This window comes from Burkholderia sp. RF2-non_BP3, from assembly GCF_001522185.1.
Lineage (GTDB): Bacteria > Pseudomonadota > Gammaproteobacteria > Burkholderiales > Burkholderiaceae > Burkholderia > Burkholderia diffusa.
In genome coordinates, this window is record NZ_LOSU01000028.1 from 444797 (window position 1) to 461024 (window position 16228).

Genomic DNA, 16228 nt, shown 5'->3' on the forward strand with positions numbered 1-16228 from the left:
CGCCGGCCGGAGTGCTAGGATGCGGGCAGAACGCGGCCGCCCGCCGTGCCCGGCCGTCGGTGCGGCGGCGCGCGGGTGCGTCCGCCCCCTGACGACGCAACGATATCGACCGTGCCGCCCATTCACCCCGACGATCTCGCCGACGCCGACGCGATGCCCACGCTCTTCGATACCGGCGCGCAGCCGGATGCCGCGGAACTGGCCGCCGCGCTCGCGGCGCCGGCCGCGGCCGGCCGCTACGACGAACTGCGCGGCAGCGCCGCCGGCCTCACCGCGCCGCTGCTCGCGCCTGCATGGCGCAGCTTCTTCACGTCGATCGGCAGCGACGGCGTGGCCGACCTCGACCGCCGCGCCGATGCGCTGCAGCGCCGCATGCGCGAGAACGGCCTGTTCTACCAGCTCCACGAACAACGCGCGGGCGACGGCGCGGCCGGCCCGTGGTCGCTCGACCTGCTGCCGCTGATCGTCACGCCCGAGGACTGGGTCGCGATCGAGCGCGGCGTGCTGCAACGCGTGCGGCTGCTCAACGCGACGATGGCCGACCTGTACGGGCCGCAGACGATCCTGCAGCGCGGGCTGCTGCCGCCCGCGCTCGTGACCGGGCATCCGGGCTACCTGCGCGCGATGCGCGGCGCACGCGTGCCGGGCGATACGTGGCTGCATGTCGTCGCGTTCGACCTCGCGCGCGGCCCCGACGGGCAATGGCGGATCGTCGCGCAGCACACGCAGGGCCCGTCCGGGCTCGGCTATCTGCTCGAGAACCGGCTGATCGTGTCGCGGCTCTTTCCGCGCGGCTTCCGCGGGCTGCGCGTGCAGCGGCTCGCGTCCGCGTACCGGTCGCTGCTGCAGAGCATGCAGGCGCTCAGCCCGGCCGCCAGGAACTCGCGGATCGTGCTGTTGACGCCGGGGCCGCACAGCGCGACGTACTTCGAGCACGCGTATCTCGCGCGTTACCTCGGCCTCACGCTCGTCGAGGGCGGCGACCTGACCGCGCGCGACAACCGTGTATTCCTGAAGACGCTGCGCGGGCTCGAACCCGTGCACGGCATCCTGCGGCGCGTCGACGACGCATGGCTCGATCCGCTGGAACTGCGGCCCGATTCGCTGCTCGGCGTGCCGGGGCTGCTGCAGGCCGTGCGCGCCGGCAACGTGCTGCTCGCGAATGCGCCGGGCTCCGGCTTCCTCGAATCGCCGGGCATGCTCGGTTTCATGCCGCGCCTCGCGGAAGGGCTGCTCGGCGAAACGCTGACGTTGCCCGCCGTGCATTCGTGGTGGTGCGGCGAGGCGGCGGCATGCGACGACGCGCTGGCGCAGCTCGCGCGCTGCATCGTGAAGCCGTCGTATCCGCCCGACGCGCAGGCCGGCGGCGCGTTCGACCCGGTGATCGGCGCGCGGCTCACGCCGGCGCAGCTGGCCGAATGGCGTGCGCGAATCCTGGCCCGGCCCGAGCATTACACGGTGCAGGCCGACCTGCCGCTGTCGCAGGCGCCGACCTGGCCGGGACCCGACGCGCCCGACGGCTCCGGCGGCGCGCGCATCGTCCCGAAGCCGCTGCTGCTGCGCGTGTTCGCGCTCGCCGATGGCGCGCAACGCTGGCGGCTCCTGCCGGGCGGGCTGTCGCGGGTCGGCACGCGCGATACGCTGTTCAACGCGCCGATGCCGCGCGGCGGCAGCACCGTCGATACGTGGGTGATGACCGAAGGCATCGTCGATTCGACGACGCTGCTGCAAACCCGTCTCGGCCCCGACGATCTGGTCGAGCGCCCGCGCGCGATCGCGAGCCGCGCGGCCGAGAACCTGTTCTGGCTCGGCCGCTACACCGAGCGCGCGACCAACCTGATGCGTCTCGCGCGCGCCGCGCTGGAGCGGCTGCGCGGCGAGGACGACGTCGACAGTCCCGCGCATCTGGAATTGATCGACACGCTGTGCCGCGACACCGGGCTGATCGCGCCCGACGCACCGAACGCCGTCGATGCGCCGCGCGCGTTCCAGCACGCGCTCGCGACGTCGCTGACGCGCGGCGCGGACCGTACGTCGGGCATCGCGTCGTGCCTGTTCGGGATGCGCGCGGCCGCCGCCGCGATCCGCGAGCGGCTGTCGAGCGATCAGTGGCGGCTGATCGACGACGCGACGCAACTGTTCGCCGACAGCGCCGATCATCCGGAAGCCGAGGAGCAGATCGGCAACGAGGCGCTGCAGCTGCTCGAGCGGCTGGGGCTGCTGCTCGGCGCGATCACCGGCGCGCAGACCGACAACATGACGCGCGACGACGGCTGGCGGCTGCTGTCGATCGGCCGGCAGATCGACCGGCTGGACTTCCTGTGCAGCGTGCTGAAGTTCGCGTTCGACGATGGCGCCGTGCATCGGCAGGACGGCTTCGAACTCGTGCTGGAACTGTTCGACAGCACGATCACGTTCCGCTCGCGGTTCCAGCGCGGCTTCGACGTCGCGCCGCTGCTGTCGCTCGTGGTGCTCGACACCGACAACCCGCGCTCGCTCGGCTGGGTCGTGCAGGCGTTGCGCGGCCGGCTGACGAAGGTCGAGCGCAGCGAGGGCTATGCGCTGTCCGAGCTGGCCGAGACGATTCCGGACGTGCCCGCGTGGTCGCTGCACGAGCTGTGCGAAACCGGCGACGACGGCCGGCACGACACGCTGCTCGATGCGCTCGACGCGACCGTGAAGGCCGTGTGGGAGCTGTCGAACCGGATCGGCGAGCGCTATTTCAGCCACGTGCGCGAGGCGGGCAGGACGCTATGGTGACGACGAAACACGCGGCGAAGACGCCGCCCGCGGCCGGTGCCGGCAGCGCGAAGGAGGCGGTCACGCCTGCCACGCCCGCCGCACCCGCAACGCCGACGGCCGTCGCGGCCGGCCGCGTGCTGCGCGTCACGCACGACACCGAATACCGCTACGCCGCCCGCGTCGAATCCGCCCAGCACCAGGCGCGGCTGCAACCGCTCGCGACGCCGCGCCAGCAGGTGTTGTCGTTCGCGCTCGACATCGAGCCCGCGCCGGAAGCGGTCTGCACCGAGATCGACGCGTTCGGCAACGCGCGCGCATCGTTCGCGCTGAACCAGCCTCACGACGCGCTGCTCGTGCGCAGCCGCAGCACGGTGCGCGTGAGCCCGCCCGTCTGGTCGCAGGGCGCACGCGGCGCGCCGCCGCCCGCGATCGCGCATCCCGACGCCGAACATGCGACGGCATGGGAAGCCGTGCGCGACCGCTTGCGGTTTCGTGCCGGGCAGCCGTACGACGCGGCGAGCGAGTTCGTGTTCGCGTCGCCGCACGTGGCGTGCGATCCCGAACTGGCCGCGTATGCGGCCGCCAGCTTCACGCCGCGGCGGCCGCTCGTGCAGGCCGCGTGGGACCTGATGCGGCGGATTCACGCCGACTTCGCGTACACGCCGAACAGCACCGACATCACGACGACGGCGCTCGATGCGTTGCGATTGCGCAAGGGCGTTTGCCAGGATTTCGCGCACGTGATGATCGGCGCGCTGCGCTCGCTCGGGCTCGCCGCGCGCTACGTGAGCGGCTATCTGCTGACGCAGCCGCCGCCCGGACAGCCGCGGCTGATCGGCGCGGATGCGTCGCATGCATGGGTCGACGTCTACGACCCGGCATGGCCCGAAGACAGCGGCTGGCTGCAGCTCGATCCGACCAACGACCGCGCACCGGGCGACGACTACGTGATGCTGTCGATCGGCCGCGACTATGCGGACGTGACGCCGCTGCGCGGCGTGATCCGCGGCGGCGGCGCGGATCAGGAGCTGAAGGTCGGCGTGACGGTCGAGCCGCTCGATACGCCGTAAGTCACGCGGGATGATCGCGCCGGCGCCGCGCGCGTCGGCCGTTTAAGTCTTCGTTAATTCTGCCCGCCTAGCATGGTGATGCCGACGAACGGACCGGACCCGGGTCCGGCGCCGGCGGCACGCACGGGTGCGTCGACGTCACGGCGCCGCGCCGTCGCGCGTGGCCATTTCATTGCAACGGCGGCAGACATGATCAAGAACTTCGACTACCCGCTCGGCAACGAGACGATCGCGCTCTGCGCGAGCTTCGGCGCGGGCCCCGCATTCCGTCGCGTGCTCGTGAGCCGCGCGGATTCGATGGAGACGCTCGTGGTGCTCGATGCGCGCGGCCTGTCGGGCCTGCTGAAGGTCGCGACCGAGCAGCCCGAAGGATTGCTCGACGATGCGATCCGCAAGGTCGGCGACGAACAGCTCGTCGAGCGCGCGATCAGCGGCCGGACGATCGTCGAAGCCGCGCTTTGAGCGGGCGGCGCGTGCAGGCCGGCATGGCCGGCTGCAACGCGCCGCCGGGCGTTGCGGCTTACGCGGCGAAGCGGTCCGTCGCGGCGAGCAGTGCCTTCAGGATCCCCGGTTCGTTGTACGCATGCCCGGCGTCCGGCACGATCTCGAACGTCGCGTCGGGCCATGCCTTCGCGAGGTCCCACGCGGTGCGCGCGGGCGTCGCGATGTCGTAGCGGCCTTGCACGATCACGCCCGGAATGCCGGCGAGGCGATGCGCGTCGCGCAGCAACTGGCCTTCGTCGACGAAACCGCGGTTCACGAAGTAGTGGTTTTCGATGCGCGCGAACGCGAGCGCGTAGTGGCCGTCCGCGAAGTGCGCGGCCAGCGCCGGATCGGGCAGCAACGTGATCGTGCGGCCTTCCCAGATGCTCCATGCGCGCGCGGCTTCGAGCTTCGCGGCTTCGTCGTCGCCCGTCAGCCGGCGATGGTATGCGGCCATCAGGTCGCCGCGCTCGGCTTCCGGGATCGGCGCGAGGAATTCCTCCCACAGGTCCGGGAACAGCCACGACGCGCCTTCCTGGTAGTACCACAGCAACTCCGCGCGGCGCATCGTGAAGATGCCGCGCACGACGAGCGCGCTCACGCGCCGCGGGTGCGTTTCCGCGTAGGCGAGGCCGAGCGCGCTGCCCCACGAGCCGCCGAACACGAGCCATTGTTCCGCGCCCACCATCTCGCGCAGCCGCTCGATGTCGGCCACCAGGTCCCAGGTCGTGTTGTTGTCGAGGCTCGCGTGCGGCGTCGAACGCCCGCAGCCGCGCTGGTCGAACAGCAGGATGTCGTAGCGCGCGGGATCGAACAGGCGGCGATGGTCGGGGCTGCAGCCCGCACCCGGGCCGCCGTGCAGGAACACCGCCGGCTTGCCGGACGGGTTGCCGCAGCGCTCCCAGTAGATGCGGTGGCCGTCGCCGGTGTCGAGGTGGCCATGGGCGTAGGGTTCGATCGGTGGGTACACAGGCAGGCTCCGGGGTGAGGGTCGGCAGGAGGGCGGACGAGGCACGGGCCGGTGTGCGATCGGAATACCGCGGCGCCGATATCGCGGATATTGCGGCGCCGCAAAATTCGTTGTGTCTGCATCGGACCGGCCGCCGCCGGACAAGGCTTGTCATTATGCCCATTCATTCCGCCCGCCGTGCGGCGGTCGGCACCGGGCGTGCGGCGCGGCCATTTCGGCCGACAGGCGCACCGAAATTTTTTGAAGCAATTTCGTTCCGATATTTTTCAGACAAAATCCCGGCGACATATCGGCGAGCCGGTCGCGGGCGCCGGCCTTCATACCGTTCCTCCACCGTGCCAACGGGAAACGAGCCGATGAACCATCGCGTCAAGCAGCTGACCGGGTTGCGCGCCGTCGCGGTCACGATGGTCGTCGTCGGCCATGCGGAGCACGTGCTGCCGGGCGGCTACACGGGCTGGCTCGCGCCGCTGCGGCTGATCGCAGACGGCCGGCTCGGCGTGCTGATCTTCTTCGTCCTCAGCGGCTTCCTGATCACCAACCTGCTGCGCGCGGAATTCGCGCGCACCGGCGGGATCGCGCTGACGTCGTTCTACGTGCGCCGCGCGTTGCGGATCTGGCCGGCCTGCTACGTGTATCTCGCGACCGTCGGCGTGCTCGCCATCGCCGGCTGGCTCGACGTCGATCGCCGGCAGTGGCTGTATGCGGCGCTGCATCTGTGGAACTACTCGGCGTGGTTCGGGCTGACCGGAGACAACACGCTGCATCCGGCCGGCGCGTGGTATCTCGGCCATTTCTGGTCGCTCGCGCTCGAGGAGCAGTTTTATTGGTTCTGGCCGCTGCTGTTCGTGTACGGCGCCCGCCGTCGCGGCACGCGCTGGCTGGCCGCGCTGATCCTGGCCGTGCCGCTGGTGCGCGCGCTCACGTATTTCGTCGCGCCGGCGCTGCGCGGGCAACTCGGGATGATGTTGCATACGGGCGTCGATCCGATCCTGATCGGCTGCTACGCGGCGCTCAACCGCGAACGGCTCGAAACATGGATCCGCTCGTGGCGCGGCGAGACGCGCATCGTGACGGCGCTCGTCGTCGTCGTGCTGTTCGGGATGCCCGTTGCCGAGCATCGGCTCGGTGGCTTCTGGAATGCAACCTACGGCGTGACGCTCGAGGCGGCGCTGATCGCGATCGTGATCGTCGTGCTGAATTTCCGCAGCGAGTTCTGGTGCGCGCGGTGGCTGCGCGCCGCGCCGGTCGTGTTCGTCGGCACGATCTCGTTCAGCCTGTATCTGTGGCAGCAGCCGTTCGCGAATCCGGAGCTGGCGGTTCCGCACGCGTTCCCGCTCGGGATCGTGTGGGCGCTGCTGGCCGCGACGGCGAGTTATTTCCTCGTCGAGAAGCCGTTCCTGCGGTTGAAGGATCGCTACGCCGCGCGCGAGGCGCGACGCATGCGCGACGATGCGCTGCGGATGCCGGTGGCGACCGATGCGATCGGGCCGAAGGTGGTGGAGTAGGGCACGCGTGACGGGCCCCGCCTGTCTACCAGGCTGAAACGCTTCAGCGCCTCGGGAAAATACAGGACGCGCCGGGCCGATTCCGTCCGACTTGCCGTCGCGACGCGAAATGGTGACGTTGCGAACCTCCCGGAAACGCGAGGCAGACCGTCGCTGTTCGGCTACGAACCGCCATTCGACCTCACATCCGCCGCGGTCATTCGACGTGCTCCGGCATCCGCTTGCAAGCATCTGCCGGGTTCCGGCGTCGCCTGAACGCTAGCGACTCATTTATCCATTTGAATAAAATCGGACAAGATTCTATTGTTCGGTTGATATGCGGTAATGCTCTGACGATGTAGCCTCTGCCTGACCGGCTTTGCGACCGTGGTGACAATCGATCATCGGAGCTGATGGATGATCAAACGGCTTACGCTTGTATCTGCCTCGATCGTATTGGGCTGCGTTGCGACCATCGCCCCCGTGCTGACGAGCATTTACGTTGCCGATGAGGACGTCGAGCGACGGGATCAGAACGATCTGCGCGACTTCGCAGCCAAGGCGCTCTTGCGCGCGGAGTTGGTCACGTATCAGGCCGTTACTGCCCTTGCGGACCTGGAGCGTGTTCCGGGGGCATCCTGTTCCGCCGCCAACCTGTCGCACGCGGCGCGCGTGATTTTCAATTACGGCTATGTGCAGGATGCGGGCACCTACGCCGACGGACAATATCTCTGCTCGCCCTTGATGGGCGATGTGCGCGCGTTGCATTTGACGTTGCCGCCGGCCGATTGGCGCAGTGCGGACGGATATTCGGTCTGGTTCAGGCGCAAGAGCCCGCTGAGCGACGTGCGCGAGGACATCCAGTTGGCTCGCAACGGCCATTACGTCTTGATCGATCCAAAGTCATACGTCGATCTGATCGATCCGGCGAGGCGCCCGATCGCGGCGGTCAATACCGACACCGGCACGCTGTTCGCGCTCTCCTATGGCGCCGACAAGGATGAAATGCTCAACGCATGGAAGCTCGGCGGCGAGCTCGAGAACGACCGATGGTATTACGCGGTCGCGAAGTCCGCGACCGGCCCGCTCGCGATGGTCGTCAAATCGCCGAAGAGCAGTCTTGTCGGCGACTGGCCGAAACTGCTTGCGACGTGGCTTTCCATCGGCGTTGCGCTGGGCGCTGCGATCGGATGGCTGGCGTTCAAACGCGTGTCGCGCCAGCTCTCCTTTCCGGCAACCCTGGAGTGGGCGATCAGTCGCAAGAAGATGCAAGTCGTCTACCAGCCGATCGTCAATCTCGTAGACGGCCGTTGCGCCGGGGTCGAGGCGCTCGTCAGATGGGAATTGAACGGGCGAGCCGTGTCGCCGGAGATCTTCGTGGCGGTTGCCGAGGAAAATCATCTGATCCAGCCGTTGACCGATCTCGTGCTCGACAAGATCATTGCCGACATGGCGCCTCTGCTGCGCACACACCCGGCATTTTATGTGTCGATCAACGTGAGCAGCGACGACTTGCGAAGCGATCGGTTCCTCAAGGTTCTCGCGCGCGTGCTCGACGGCACCGGCATTGACCCGTCCCAGATACGGATCGAAGCCACCGAGCGCAGCTTCATGAATGCGGACGAAACCCGCGACGTCATCGCGGCATTCAGGGCGGCCGGACACCCCGTCTATATCGACGATTTCGGCACGGGCTATTCGAGTCTTTCCTACCTGCAGACTTTCCAGGTCGATATTCTCAAGATCGACAAGTCGTTCATCGACACGGTCGCAAGGGACACTGCATCGAGCATCGTCGCACCGCACATCATCTCGATGGCTCACGAGCTGGGTCTGGAAGTCGTTGCCGAGGGTGTCGAATCGGACACACAGGTCGAATATCTTCGAGGCAAGGGCGTGCAGTACGGACAAGGCTGGTACTTCGCGAAGGCCATGCCTGTCGTAGAGCTGATGGCATGGCTGCTCGCGCGCGAAACGTCGCAGGAGACCGCCAGGTTGACGGCGGCGTAGCATTCGATGGCATCCGTCGTTTGTTTCGCTGTGCGCGGACGTCGATAAGCGATACGCGTGAAAATCTGCGAGGAACAAAAAAGGCCCTCGCGGGCCTTGGGTTGGAGAGCGAGGCCGACGCTTAACGCGTCAGCGCCGTGAACTCCTCCAGCAGTCGATCGACGTCGGCCGCACCAATCGCACCCATCGTCGAGATGCGGAACAGTTCCTTCGACAACCCGCCTTGCCCCGCGTAGATCACGAAGCCGCGCGCCTTCAGGCCGTCGTGCAGCGTCTCGTACGTGACGCCCTGCGGCAGCCGGTACGCGCGCAGCACGACCGACGATGCGCCTTCGGCCAGCACGAGCGGCATCCCGCGCGCGGCGAGGCCGGCCTGCGCCTGATCCGCGAGCGCCTTGTAGTGCGCATGGCGCGCACGCCAGCCACCGGCTTCGTCGAACTCGCGCAGCGCCTCGACGAGCGCGTAATACGCGTGCACGGACGGCGTGAACGGCGTATTGCGCTGGTCCTGAAGCTTCGCGAGACGGCCGAGATCGAGGTAATACGTGCGGCTCGCGGCCTTCGCAAGCGCGCCGCGGCGCACGATCACGAACGCCGCGCCCGGCACGCCGTGCAGGCACTTGTTCGCGGTCGCGGCGACCGCGTCGATCACGCCGCCGGCGAAGTCGATCGCTTCGGCGCCGAAGCTGCTGACGCCGTCGACGAGCATTTTCACGCCGCGCGCGCGGCACACGTCGGCGATCGCGCCGAGGTCGTTCAGCCGGCCGGTCGTCGTTTCGTGATGAATCACCGCGACGTGCGAATAACCGCCCGCGTCGAGACGCTCGGCAATCTTCGCGAGATCGGGCGCCTGCATCCATTCGTGCTTCAGCACGTCGTGCGCGATGCCGTACTGCGTCGCGATCTGCGTGATGCGCTCGCCGTACACGCCGTTCTCGATCACGAGCAGCTTGCCGTCCTGCGGCACGAGCGCCGCGATCATGCTTTCGACGGCGGCGGTGCCCGAGCCCGTCATCAGCACGGCGGCCCATTCGGCCGGATCGAGTTCGTACGCAGCGACGAGGCGCGCACGCGCTTCATCCTGCAGATCGAAGAATTCGCTTTCGCGATGGCACAGGTCGGGTTGCAGCAGGCTGCGGCGCACGCGTTCGGTCAGCGTTACCGGGCCGGGATTCAGCAGCAGCATCAATGAGCTCCTTCGGCATGGGCTTCAGCCTGTGCGGCGCCGATATGCCGCATCAGGCGGGTCTTGACCTCGACCGGCGTGACGGTCGGGCGGGGCAGGCCGTCGGGCACGCCCGTGCGGATCGCCACGCGCACGAACTGCGCACCGTCGGCTTGCGTCGCGAGCGTCGCATCGAGCACGTCGAGCGTATCGCCTTCGACGGCCGATGCGTAGCCGCATGCGGCCGCGACGCCCGCGAACGACACGTGCCGCGACACGGTCGCCTGACCGCCGGTCGATTCGTGCGCGCCGTTGTCGAGCAGCACGTGCGTGAGGTTGGACGGGCCGTAGGTGCCGAGCGTCGCGAACACGCCCATCCGCATCAGCGCGGCGCCGTCGCCGTCGACGGCCACCACGCGCAGGTCGGGGCGCGCGAGCGCGAGACCCAGCGCGAGCGGCGTCACGCAGCCCATCGAGCCGACCATGTACAGCTGGTTCGGGCGGTCGTCGATGGCATAGAGTTCGCGGCCGCAGAAGCCGGTCGACGCGAGCACGACGGTCGAATCGACCGGCGTGTGCGCGATCACGCGCTGCAGCGCGTCGTGGCGGGTCGGCCACGACGCGGGCGCTTCGGCGCGTGCCGCCGACTGCGCGGCGACGTGCGCGCGCGGCGCCGCCGCCGGGTTCGCCTTCAGTTCATACGGCGCGACGCTGCCTTTCTGCATCACGAGCGCGTACGGGCGGCCCGTTGCGTCCATGTGCGCGATCGCGCGATCGAGTGCCGGGCCGACCTGTTCGGGGTCGGTCGGGAACGTCTCCCACGGGATCTCCATCGTGTCGAGCATCGCGGGCGTGATCGGCCCCATCAGCGCATGCTGCGGTTCGTCGGCCACGCCCGGCTGGCCGCGCCACGTGACGATCAGCAACTGCGGCAGCCGGAACGTCCAGGTCAGCGACGTGAGCGGGCTCACCGCGTTGCCGAGCCCCGAGTTCTGCATCATCGCGATCCCGCGCCTGCCGCCGAGCGTGGCGCCGGCGATCAGCGCGACCGCGTCGCCTTCGTTCGCGGCCGACAGGTAATGCAGCGTCGGGTCCTGCAGCACGTAGTTGATGAACGGCGTGAGGTACGAGCAGGGTACGCCCGCGTACCAGTCGAAGCCGCGTTCGCGCGCGGCCTCGACGAACTGGGCCGCTTCGATCATTGCGCGCCCCCGTTGCCGGCGCCCGGCTCCGACAGCGGCGTCTGGCCGTGCGCGAAGTCGCCCGCGCGGCGGAAGTCTTCGAGATCGTTGACGCCGCGCCAGTGGCCGTGCACGTACTGCACCTCGATCTTCTCGCCGGCGGCGATCAGTTCGTTGAGCAGGGACGGGATGTCGAGCGTGTCGAAATCGGGGCGCGCCTGCAGCGTCGCGAGCATCGCCTTCAGGCGATCGACGCCGGCGCCGCGCACGTTCAGCAGACCGATCCAGCGGCCGTGCGGCGTGCCGGCGGCGGCGACGTCGCTCGATACACGTTGCAGATACGTCTTCTGGCCGAACAGGCCGCGATCGTCCGCGGCCGAGCAGAGCGCGAAGTCGCGCACGCTTTGGTTGGTTTCCGTGAGCGACGAATCGACGACGACGCTGAACTCGGCCTCGCTCTCCGCCAGGTCGCGCAGGATGTAGCTGCGGAACAGCAGGTCGCCGTACGAGATCACGGTGTCGCCGGTCAGGCGTTCGGCCGCGCATGCGAGCGACGTGAGTTCGCCCGTCTGCGCATGGCGCTCGTTGACGACGAGCTTGATGCCCGACGTGTCGATCGCGTCGGCGCGATAGCCGCCGACCACGGTGATGTCGTTCACGCCATGCTTCTTGAAGCCGTCGACGAGCCAGCGCAAGAGCGGCTTGCCGGCGACCGGCAGCATGACCTTGGGCTTGTCTTCGGTGACGGCCTCCAGCCCCTTGCCGCGGCTCGCGGCGAGCACGATCGCGGCGTTCGACGCGCGCGACGACGACGACAGGTAGATGCGCTCGGCCGCCGAGTATTCGTCGGCGTCCTGCAGGCGGAAGATTTCGTTGACCGACGCGACGCGGTCCTCGACGTTGATCAGCGTCTGGTTTTCGTGGATCTCGCGTGCGACGGACTGCATCGCCGATGCCGACGCACGGATCAGGTGGTTCGCCCAGATCACGGTGCTGATGCCGGCCTGACGGAACACGTCGGTCGGCGTGCTGTAGTACTTGGTCGGCACGATCACGAGCGGCGCGCGGCCGCTCCATTCGCGCGCGAACTGCAGGATCTCGTCCGGGCGCGACAGCTTGCTGTGAATCAGGATCGCGTCGGCGCCGGCTTCCGCATACGCGTTCGCGCGGCGCAGCGCCTCGTCCATCCCCCAGCCCGCGATCAGCGCTTCGACGCGCGCGACGATCGAGAAGTCCGGATCGCTCTGCGAATCCTTGCCGGCCTTGATCTTGCCGCAGAACTCGTCGATCTCGGCAAGCGGCTGGCGCTCGCCGTCGATGAAGCTGTTCGTCTTCGGGAACTGCTTGTCCTCGATGCACACGCCGGCGATGCCGCGCTGCTCGAGCTTCTTCACGAGGCGGCGCACGTTGTTGAAGTTGCCGTAGCCGGTGTCGCCGTCGAGCAGGATCGGCAGGTCGCTCGCGTCGGCCATGAACTCGAGCACGTCGACGACCTGGGTCCAGCTCGCTTCGTTGTTGTCGCGCACGCCGAACTGCGCGGAAATCGCGAGGCCCGATGCCCAGATGCCCTTGAAGCCGGCTTCGCGGACGATCCGTGCCGACAGGCCGTTGTGCGCTTCCATCAGGAATTCGAGGTCGCTGCTGACGAGCATGCGGCGCAGGCGTGCGCTGCGCGATTCGGAGAAGTTGGGTTCGCGTGCGTTCATCGTGCGGCTCCTGCAGTCGTGCGTTGAATCAGGGGAAGAATCTCTTGCGTGGCGCGTGCCACGTCGTTCGGGAAGTCGATCTCGATCCACGGCGAGCCCGTGACGTCGGCGACGTCGAACGAATGGCCGCCTTCGAGCAGCAGGTCGCGCACGGCTTCCTCGTGCGGCATGTTCGCGCGGCCGCTGTCGACGTAGCCCGCGACGATCGTCGCGAGGCGGCGCGCGGTGCCTTCGGTGAAGCGGAAGAAGCCGACCGACTCGCCGATCGTGTCGTATTCGAGGTCGACCGCTAGCTGCTTGCGCAGCTCGACCGGCACGCCGTTCTTCAGGCACAGCTTGACGGGCTCGTCGCCGGCCTCGAAGTCGCGATCGATCAGCAGGCGGTCCACCGACTTGTCCGGATCGGCGACCAGCGCGTGCAGGATGTTCTCGTCGTACAGCACGTCCGCGTCCATCAGCAGCACGTCGCCGCCGCGCGTCATCGCATCGGCGACGGTGTGCACGGTCAGCACGCTGCCGAGGTCGTAGCGCTCGTTCACCACGATCTCGGCGCTGCGGCCGAGGCGCTCGAGTTCCTGCTCGACCTTCCCGGCCTGGAAGCCGAGCCCGAGCACGATTTCATCGACGCCGGCGGCGTCGAGCACGCGCAGATGGCGCTCGAGCAGCGACACGTCGTCGAAGCGCAGCAGGCACTTCGGGAATTGCGCCTCGGGCGGTTGTTGCAGGCGCAAGCCGAGGCCTGCCGCAAGAATGATGGCTCGCATGGGTTCTCCAACCAAAAAGCCGGCGGATCTGAACGATCAGTCGGCGATGGGCTGCGGCGCGCGGCGCCGCTGCCAGTTTCTTTCACTGAAATGCAGATAGAGCAGGCCGGGCAGGCCGAGCGCGAGTTCGCGCGCGCGCTTCGCGAGCGACAGCGCGAGCGCCGCGTCGGGCGGCAGGCCGACCAGCGGGGCGAGCAGCAGGTAACCGCCTTCCTGTGCGCCGAGCGAGCCCGGGATCGCGAATGCCGCACCGCGAATCGCCTGGCCGACGCTCTCGAGCAGCAGCGCGTCCAGCCAGCTGACCGGGTGCCCGAGGAAGTGCAGCGCGAGCCATACTTCGGCGGTGCCGACGATCCAGCCGGCGAGGCTCAACGCGAAAGTCTTCGCGACCTTCGCGCGATCGCGGTACAGCGCGCCGACGGCGTCGTCGATCGCGTCCGCGCGCGTCGCCAGCGACGACCAGTCGCGCGGGCCGAGCAGCTTCGACGCGAGACGCAGCCCGCGGCCGAACAGCCCGCGCCGCTGCGCCACGTAGAACGCGACGGCGAGGGCGCCGAGCACGCCGGTGGCGATCAGCGCCGGCGTGCGCAGGTGAGCGACGGACTCGTGCGTCGCATACAGGCTGAACGTGGCGATGCCGATCAGCGCGAACGCCATCTGCGCGAGCGCCTGCATCGTCGTGCTGACGGTGACCGCGGCGGCGGCATCGGCCATCCGCGTGCCGCGCTGCGCGAGGTGGCGCACCATCAGCACCGGGCCGCCGATCTGCCCGGCGGGCAGCAGGCTGTTCACCGATTCGCCGACCCAGCGCGCGCGCAGCGCGTTGCCGAGCTCGGCGCCCGGCTGGCCGCGGCGGAACATCGCCGAGATCGCCAGCGCGTCGATCACGAGCGGCACGACGTGGAATGCGGCGACGAGCGTGAGGCCCCAGCCGGCCGCGAGAAACGTCGACGCGACCGCGCCGACGCCCTGCCACGCGAGCAGGGCGACGAACAGTGCCGTTCCGAGGGACAGCAGGATCAGGCCGGCGCGTGTCATGACCCGGTCGACCGTCGCGTGGCCAGTTGCTTGAACACCTGGCGGAAACCGAAATACGCGATCGCGTCCTTCATGTTCGAGATGAAGCGCTTCCACGGCCGCATGCCGGGGTTGGTCACGTATTCGAAAGTGAGCGACACGCGCGTCTCGTTCTGGCCGAGCGGCGTGACGCGATGGCGCAGCTTGTCGCCGTCGAACAGCACGATGCCGCCGTCGGCGATCTGCACGGAGCCCGGCGCGTCGGGCACGTCCGGATTGCGCGTATGCAGCTCGTAGTCGAGCCGGCACGACGAATCGTCGATCACGCCGATCAGCAGCGTGTAGCGGCGGCCGTCGTAGTACGACGTGTCGTAATGCCAGCCGATGTGGTCGCCCGGCTTCGTGTAGTAGTACAGCGCGTACGCGTGCGGATCGTCGTCCGGCGACAGCATCAGCTTGTCGCCGGTGATCTTCTCGAGGAAGCCGATCAGCGCCTTCGACCGGTACAGCTCGGCGATGTACGGCGCCTGTTCGTCGATCGTGTGCCGGCTCACGCTGCCGCCCTGCTTGTGGCCGGGCAGGTAATTGCGGTTCAGGCCGGCCTGCATCGCGCGCGCGGCGGCCGCGAGCTTCGCGTGCGCGTCGGCCGGCAGAAAGGCGTCGAGGTACAGGAACGACCCCTGGCGCGTGTAGTCGCCGCGCAGGCGGTCGAGGTCGAGACGGCCGACGCAGTCGGCCACGGTGCGATCGGGATCGGCCGCTGCCGCGCGCGCAGGCGCGGGGCGTGCCGGGCTCAGCACGGAGTCGTCGCGCGTGCTAGGAGTCATTTGGAAGCCTGGATTTCGGTTGAATTCTGAGGGGTGCCGCTTCGCCGAACGATGCGCCACCAGTCGATCACGACCCACGCGGCGAACAGCGGGGCGCCGATCGACGCCGCGAGCAGGAACGGCTGGACGCCGTCGACGAGCGTCACGATCGGCAGCAGGTAGAGCACGTCTTCCGTCTCGAAGCCGCCGGCGAACGCCTGCTTGGTGCCGGCCTTGCCGGCGATCGATTCGATCCGCATGCGCAGGAAGAAGATCAGTGCGACGGCCGCGCCGGCCACCGCGCCGAGCAGCACCGGCGACGCGGCCATCTGGCCGCCCTGGGCGACGATGCCGACGCCCATGCTGACGAACAGCGCGACCGTCACGAGCGCGTCGGCCGCGAGGTCGTAAAAGTGACCGATCTTGCTGGACTTGCCGCTGATGCGCGCGAGTTCGCCGTCGGTGTGATCGACGAAGTTCGACAGCACGATCAGGAATGCGCCCGCGTTGCTCCAGCCGAAGCCGCCGTGCGCAAGGCACCAGGCGCCGGCGAGGCCGATCAGCAGACGAAGGGTGGTGAGGTGATTCGGGGTAACGGGCGTGTCGATCAGCGGTCGGACGAGCGAGCGCGCGAGCCGAGCATCCCAGGTGCGCGGCAAGGGCGGTTCGGAGCGTGTAGCGGTTTTTCTTTGGTCCATCGGCGAAATATATACGGAATTGTAATTTGTTGCTTTTTCTTCGACCAATGTCCTGACATACGGGAGTGTTACCGCGCATTCCGGGCATCGGCCGATTGCAAACCGGATGCGCGAAACGGCGTTCGCGCA

At 68.5% G+C, this 16228-nt stretch carries 14 protein-coding genes; 5 read left to right on the forward strand and 9 right to left on the reverse strand.

The window, feature by feature from the left end:
- The first annotated feature begins 153 nt into the window (after nt 1-153).
- From WS45_RS12470 to WS45_RS12480, 3 genes are all read left to right on the forward strand, one after another.
- Entirely contained in the window at nt 154-2760 is a 2607-nt protein-coding gene (locus WS45_RS12470; RefSeq protein ID WP_059700580.1) for a circularly permuted type 2 ATP-grasp protein, read from the forward strand.
- Nucleotides 2754-3812 carry a transglutaminase family protein gene (locus WS45_RS12475; protein ID WP_059700082.1) on the forward strand — a complete coding sequence of 353 codons (1059 nt, stop codon included), beginning with the start codon at nt 2754-2756 and terminating at the stop codon, nt 3810-3812. Before WS45_RS12470 ends, WS45_RS12475 begins: the two co-directional genes overlap by 7 nt.
- Before the next feature lie 189 nt (nt 3813-4001).
- The gene (locus WS45_RS12480; RefSeq protein WP_059525674.1) at nt 4002-4274 is read left to right on the forward strand and encodes a hypothetical protein; all 273 of its coding nucleotides are present in this window, start codon (nt 4002-4004) and stop codon (nt 4272-4274) included.
- 58 nt (nt 4275-4332) lie between these two features.
- Here the strand turns inward: WS45_RS12480 and pip are convergent, their stop codons facing one another.
- Together pip and WS45_RS34935 are read right to left on the reverse strand one after the other, a co-directional pair.
- The gene (gene pip, locus WS45_RS12485; RefSeq protein WP_059700084.1) at nt 4333-5265 is read right to left on the reverse strand and encodes a prolyl aminopeptidase; all 933 of its coding nucleotides are present in this window, start codon (nt 5263-5265) and stop codon (nt 4333-4335) included.
- Nucleotides 5266-5418: 153 nt separating this feature from the next.
- Nucleotides 5419-5586 carry a hypothetical protein gene (locus tag WS45_RS34935; protein ID WP_156437134.1) on the reverse strand — a complete coding sequence of 56 codons (168 nt, stop codon included), beginning with the start codon at nt 5584-5586 and terminating at the stop codon, nt 5419-5421.
- Between the two features lie 35 nt (nt 5587-5621).
- On the opposite strand from WS45_RS34935, the gene WS45_RS12490 reads away from it, so the two are divergent.
- The gene (locus tag WS45_RS12490; RefSeq protein ID WP_059700086.1) at nt 5622-6773 is read left to right on the forward strand and encodes an acyltransferase family protein; all 1152 of its coding nucleotides are present in this window, start codon (nt 5622-5624) and stop codon (nt 6771-6773) included.
- Between the two features lie 396 nt (nt 6774-7169).
- Nucleotides 7170-8762, forward strand: a complete 1593-nt coding sequence (locus tag WS45_RS12495) for an EAL domain-containing protein (protein WP_059700089.1) — start codon at nt 7170-7172, stop codon at nt 8760-8762.
- A 121-nt stretch (nt 8763-8883) separates the two neighbouring features.
- On the opposite strand, the gene WS45_RS12500 is transcribed toward WS45_RS12495, so the two are convergent.
- Genes WS45_RS12500 through WS45_RS12530 form a run of 7 tightly spaced genes read right to left on the reverse strand, consistent with a single transcriptional unit; the run spans nt 8884 to nt 16099 of the window.
- Nucleotides 8884-9948 carry a 2-aminoethylphosphonate aminotransferase gene (locus tag WS45_RS12500; protein ID WP_059700091.1) on the reverse strand — a complete coding sequence of 355 codons (1065 nt, stop codon included), beginning with the start codon at nt 9946-9948 and terminating at the stop codon, nt 8884-8886.
- Nucleotides 9948-11129: a phosphonopyruvate decarboxylase gene (aepY, locus tag WS45_RS12505; protein ID WP_059700092.1), complete on the reverse strand. Its 1182-nt coding sequence runs from the start codon at nt 11127-11129 to the stop codon at nt 9948-9950. Before aepY ends, WS45_RS12500 begins: the two co-directional genes overlap by 1 nt.
- The gene (aepX, locus tag WS45_RS12510; RefSeq protein WP_059524989.1) at nt 11126-12814 is read right to left on the reverse strand and encodes a phosphoenolpyruvate mutase; all 1689 of its coding nucleotides are present in this window, start codon (nt 12812-12814) and stop codon (nt 11126-11128) included. The genes aepY and aepX overlap by 4 nt, the downstream gene beginning before the upstream one ends.
- Nucleotides 12811-13578 (reverse strand): phosphocholine cytidylyltransferase family protein, encoded by a 768-nt coding sequence (locus tag WS45_RS12515; RefSeq protein WP_059524991.1) that lies wholly within the window; start codon nt 13576-13578, stop codon nt 12811-12813. The genes aepX and WS45_RS12515 overlap by 4 nt, the downstream gene beginning before the upstream one ends.
- Nucleotides 13579-13614: 36 nt before the next feature.
- Complete coding sequence (locus WS45_RS12520; RefSeq protein WP_059700095.1) at nt 13615-14616, reverse strand: HpnL family protein; 1002 nt, start codon at nt 14614-14616, stop codon at nt 13615-13617.
- Nucleotides 14613-15422, reverse strand: a complete 810-nt coding sequence (locus WS45_RS12525) for a HalD/BesD family halogenase (protein WP_059524995.1) — start codon at nt 15420-15422, stop codon at nt 14613-14615. The genes WS45_RS12520 and WS45_RS12525 overlap by 4 nt, the downstream gene beginning before the upstream one ends.
- Nucleotides 15419-16099, reverse strand: coding sequence for a CDP-alcohol phosphatidyltransferase family protein (locus WS45_RS12530; protein WP_059700097.1), 681 nt, complete (start codon nt 16097-16099; stop codon nt 15419-15421). The genes WS45_RS12525 and WS45_RS12530 overlap by 4 nt, the downstream gene beginning before the upstream one ends.
- Nucleotides 16100-16228 lie beyond the last annotated feature (129 nt).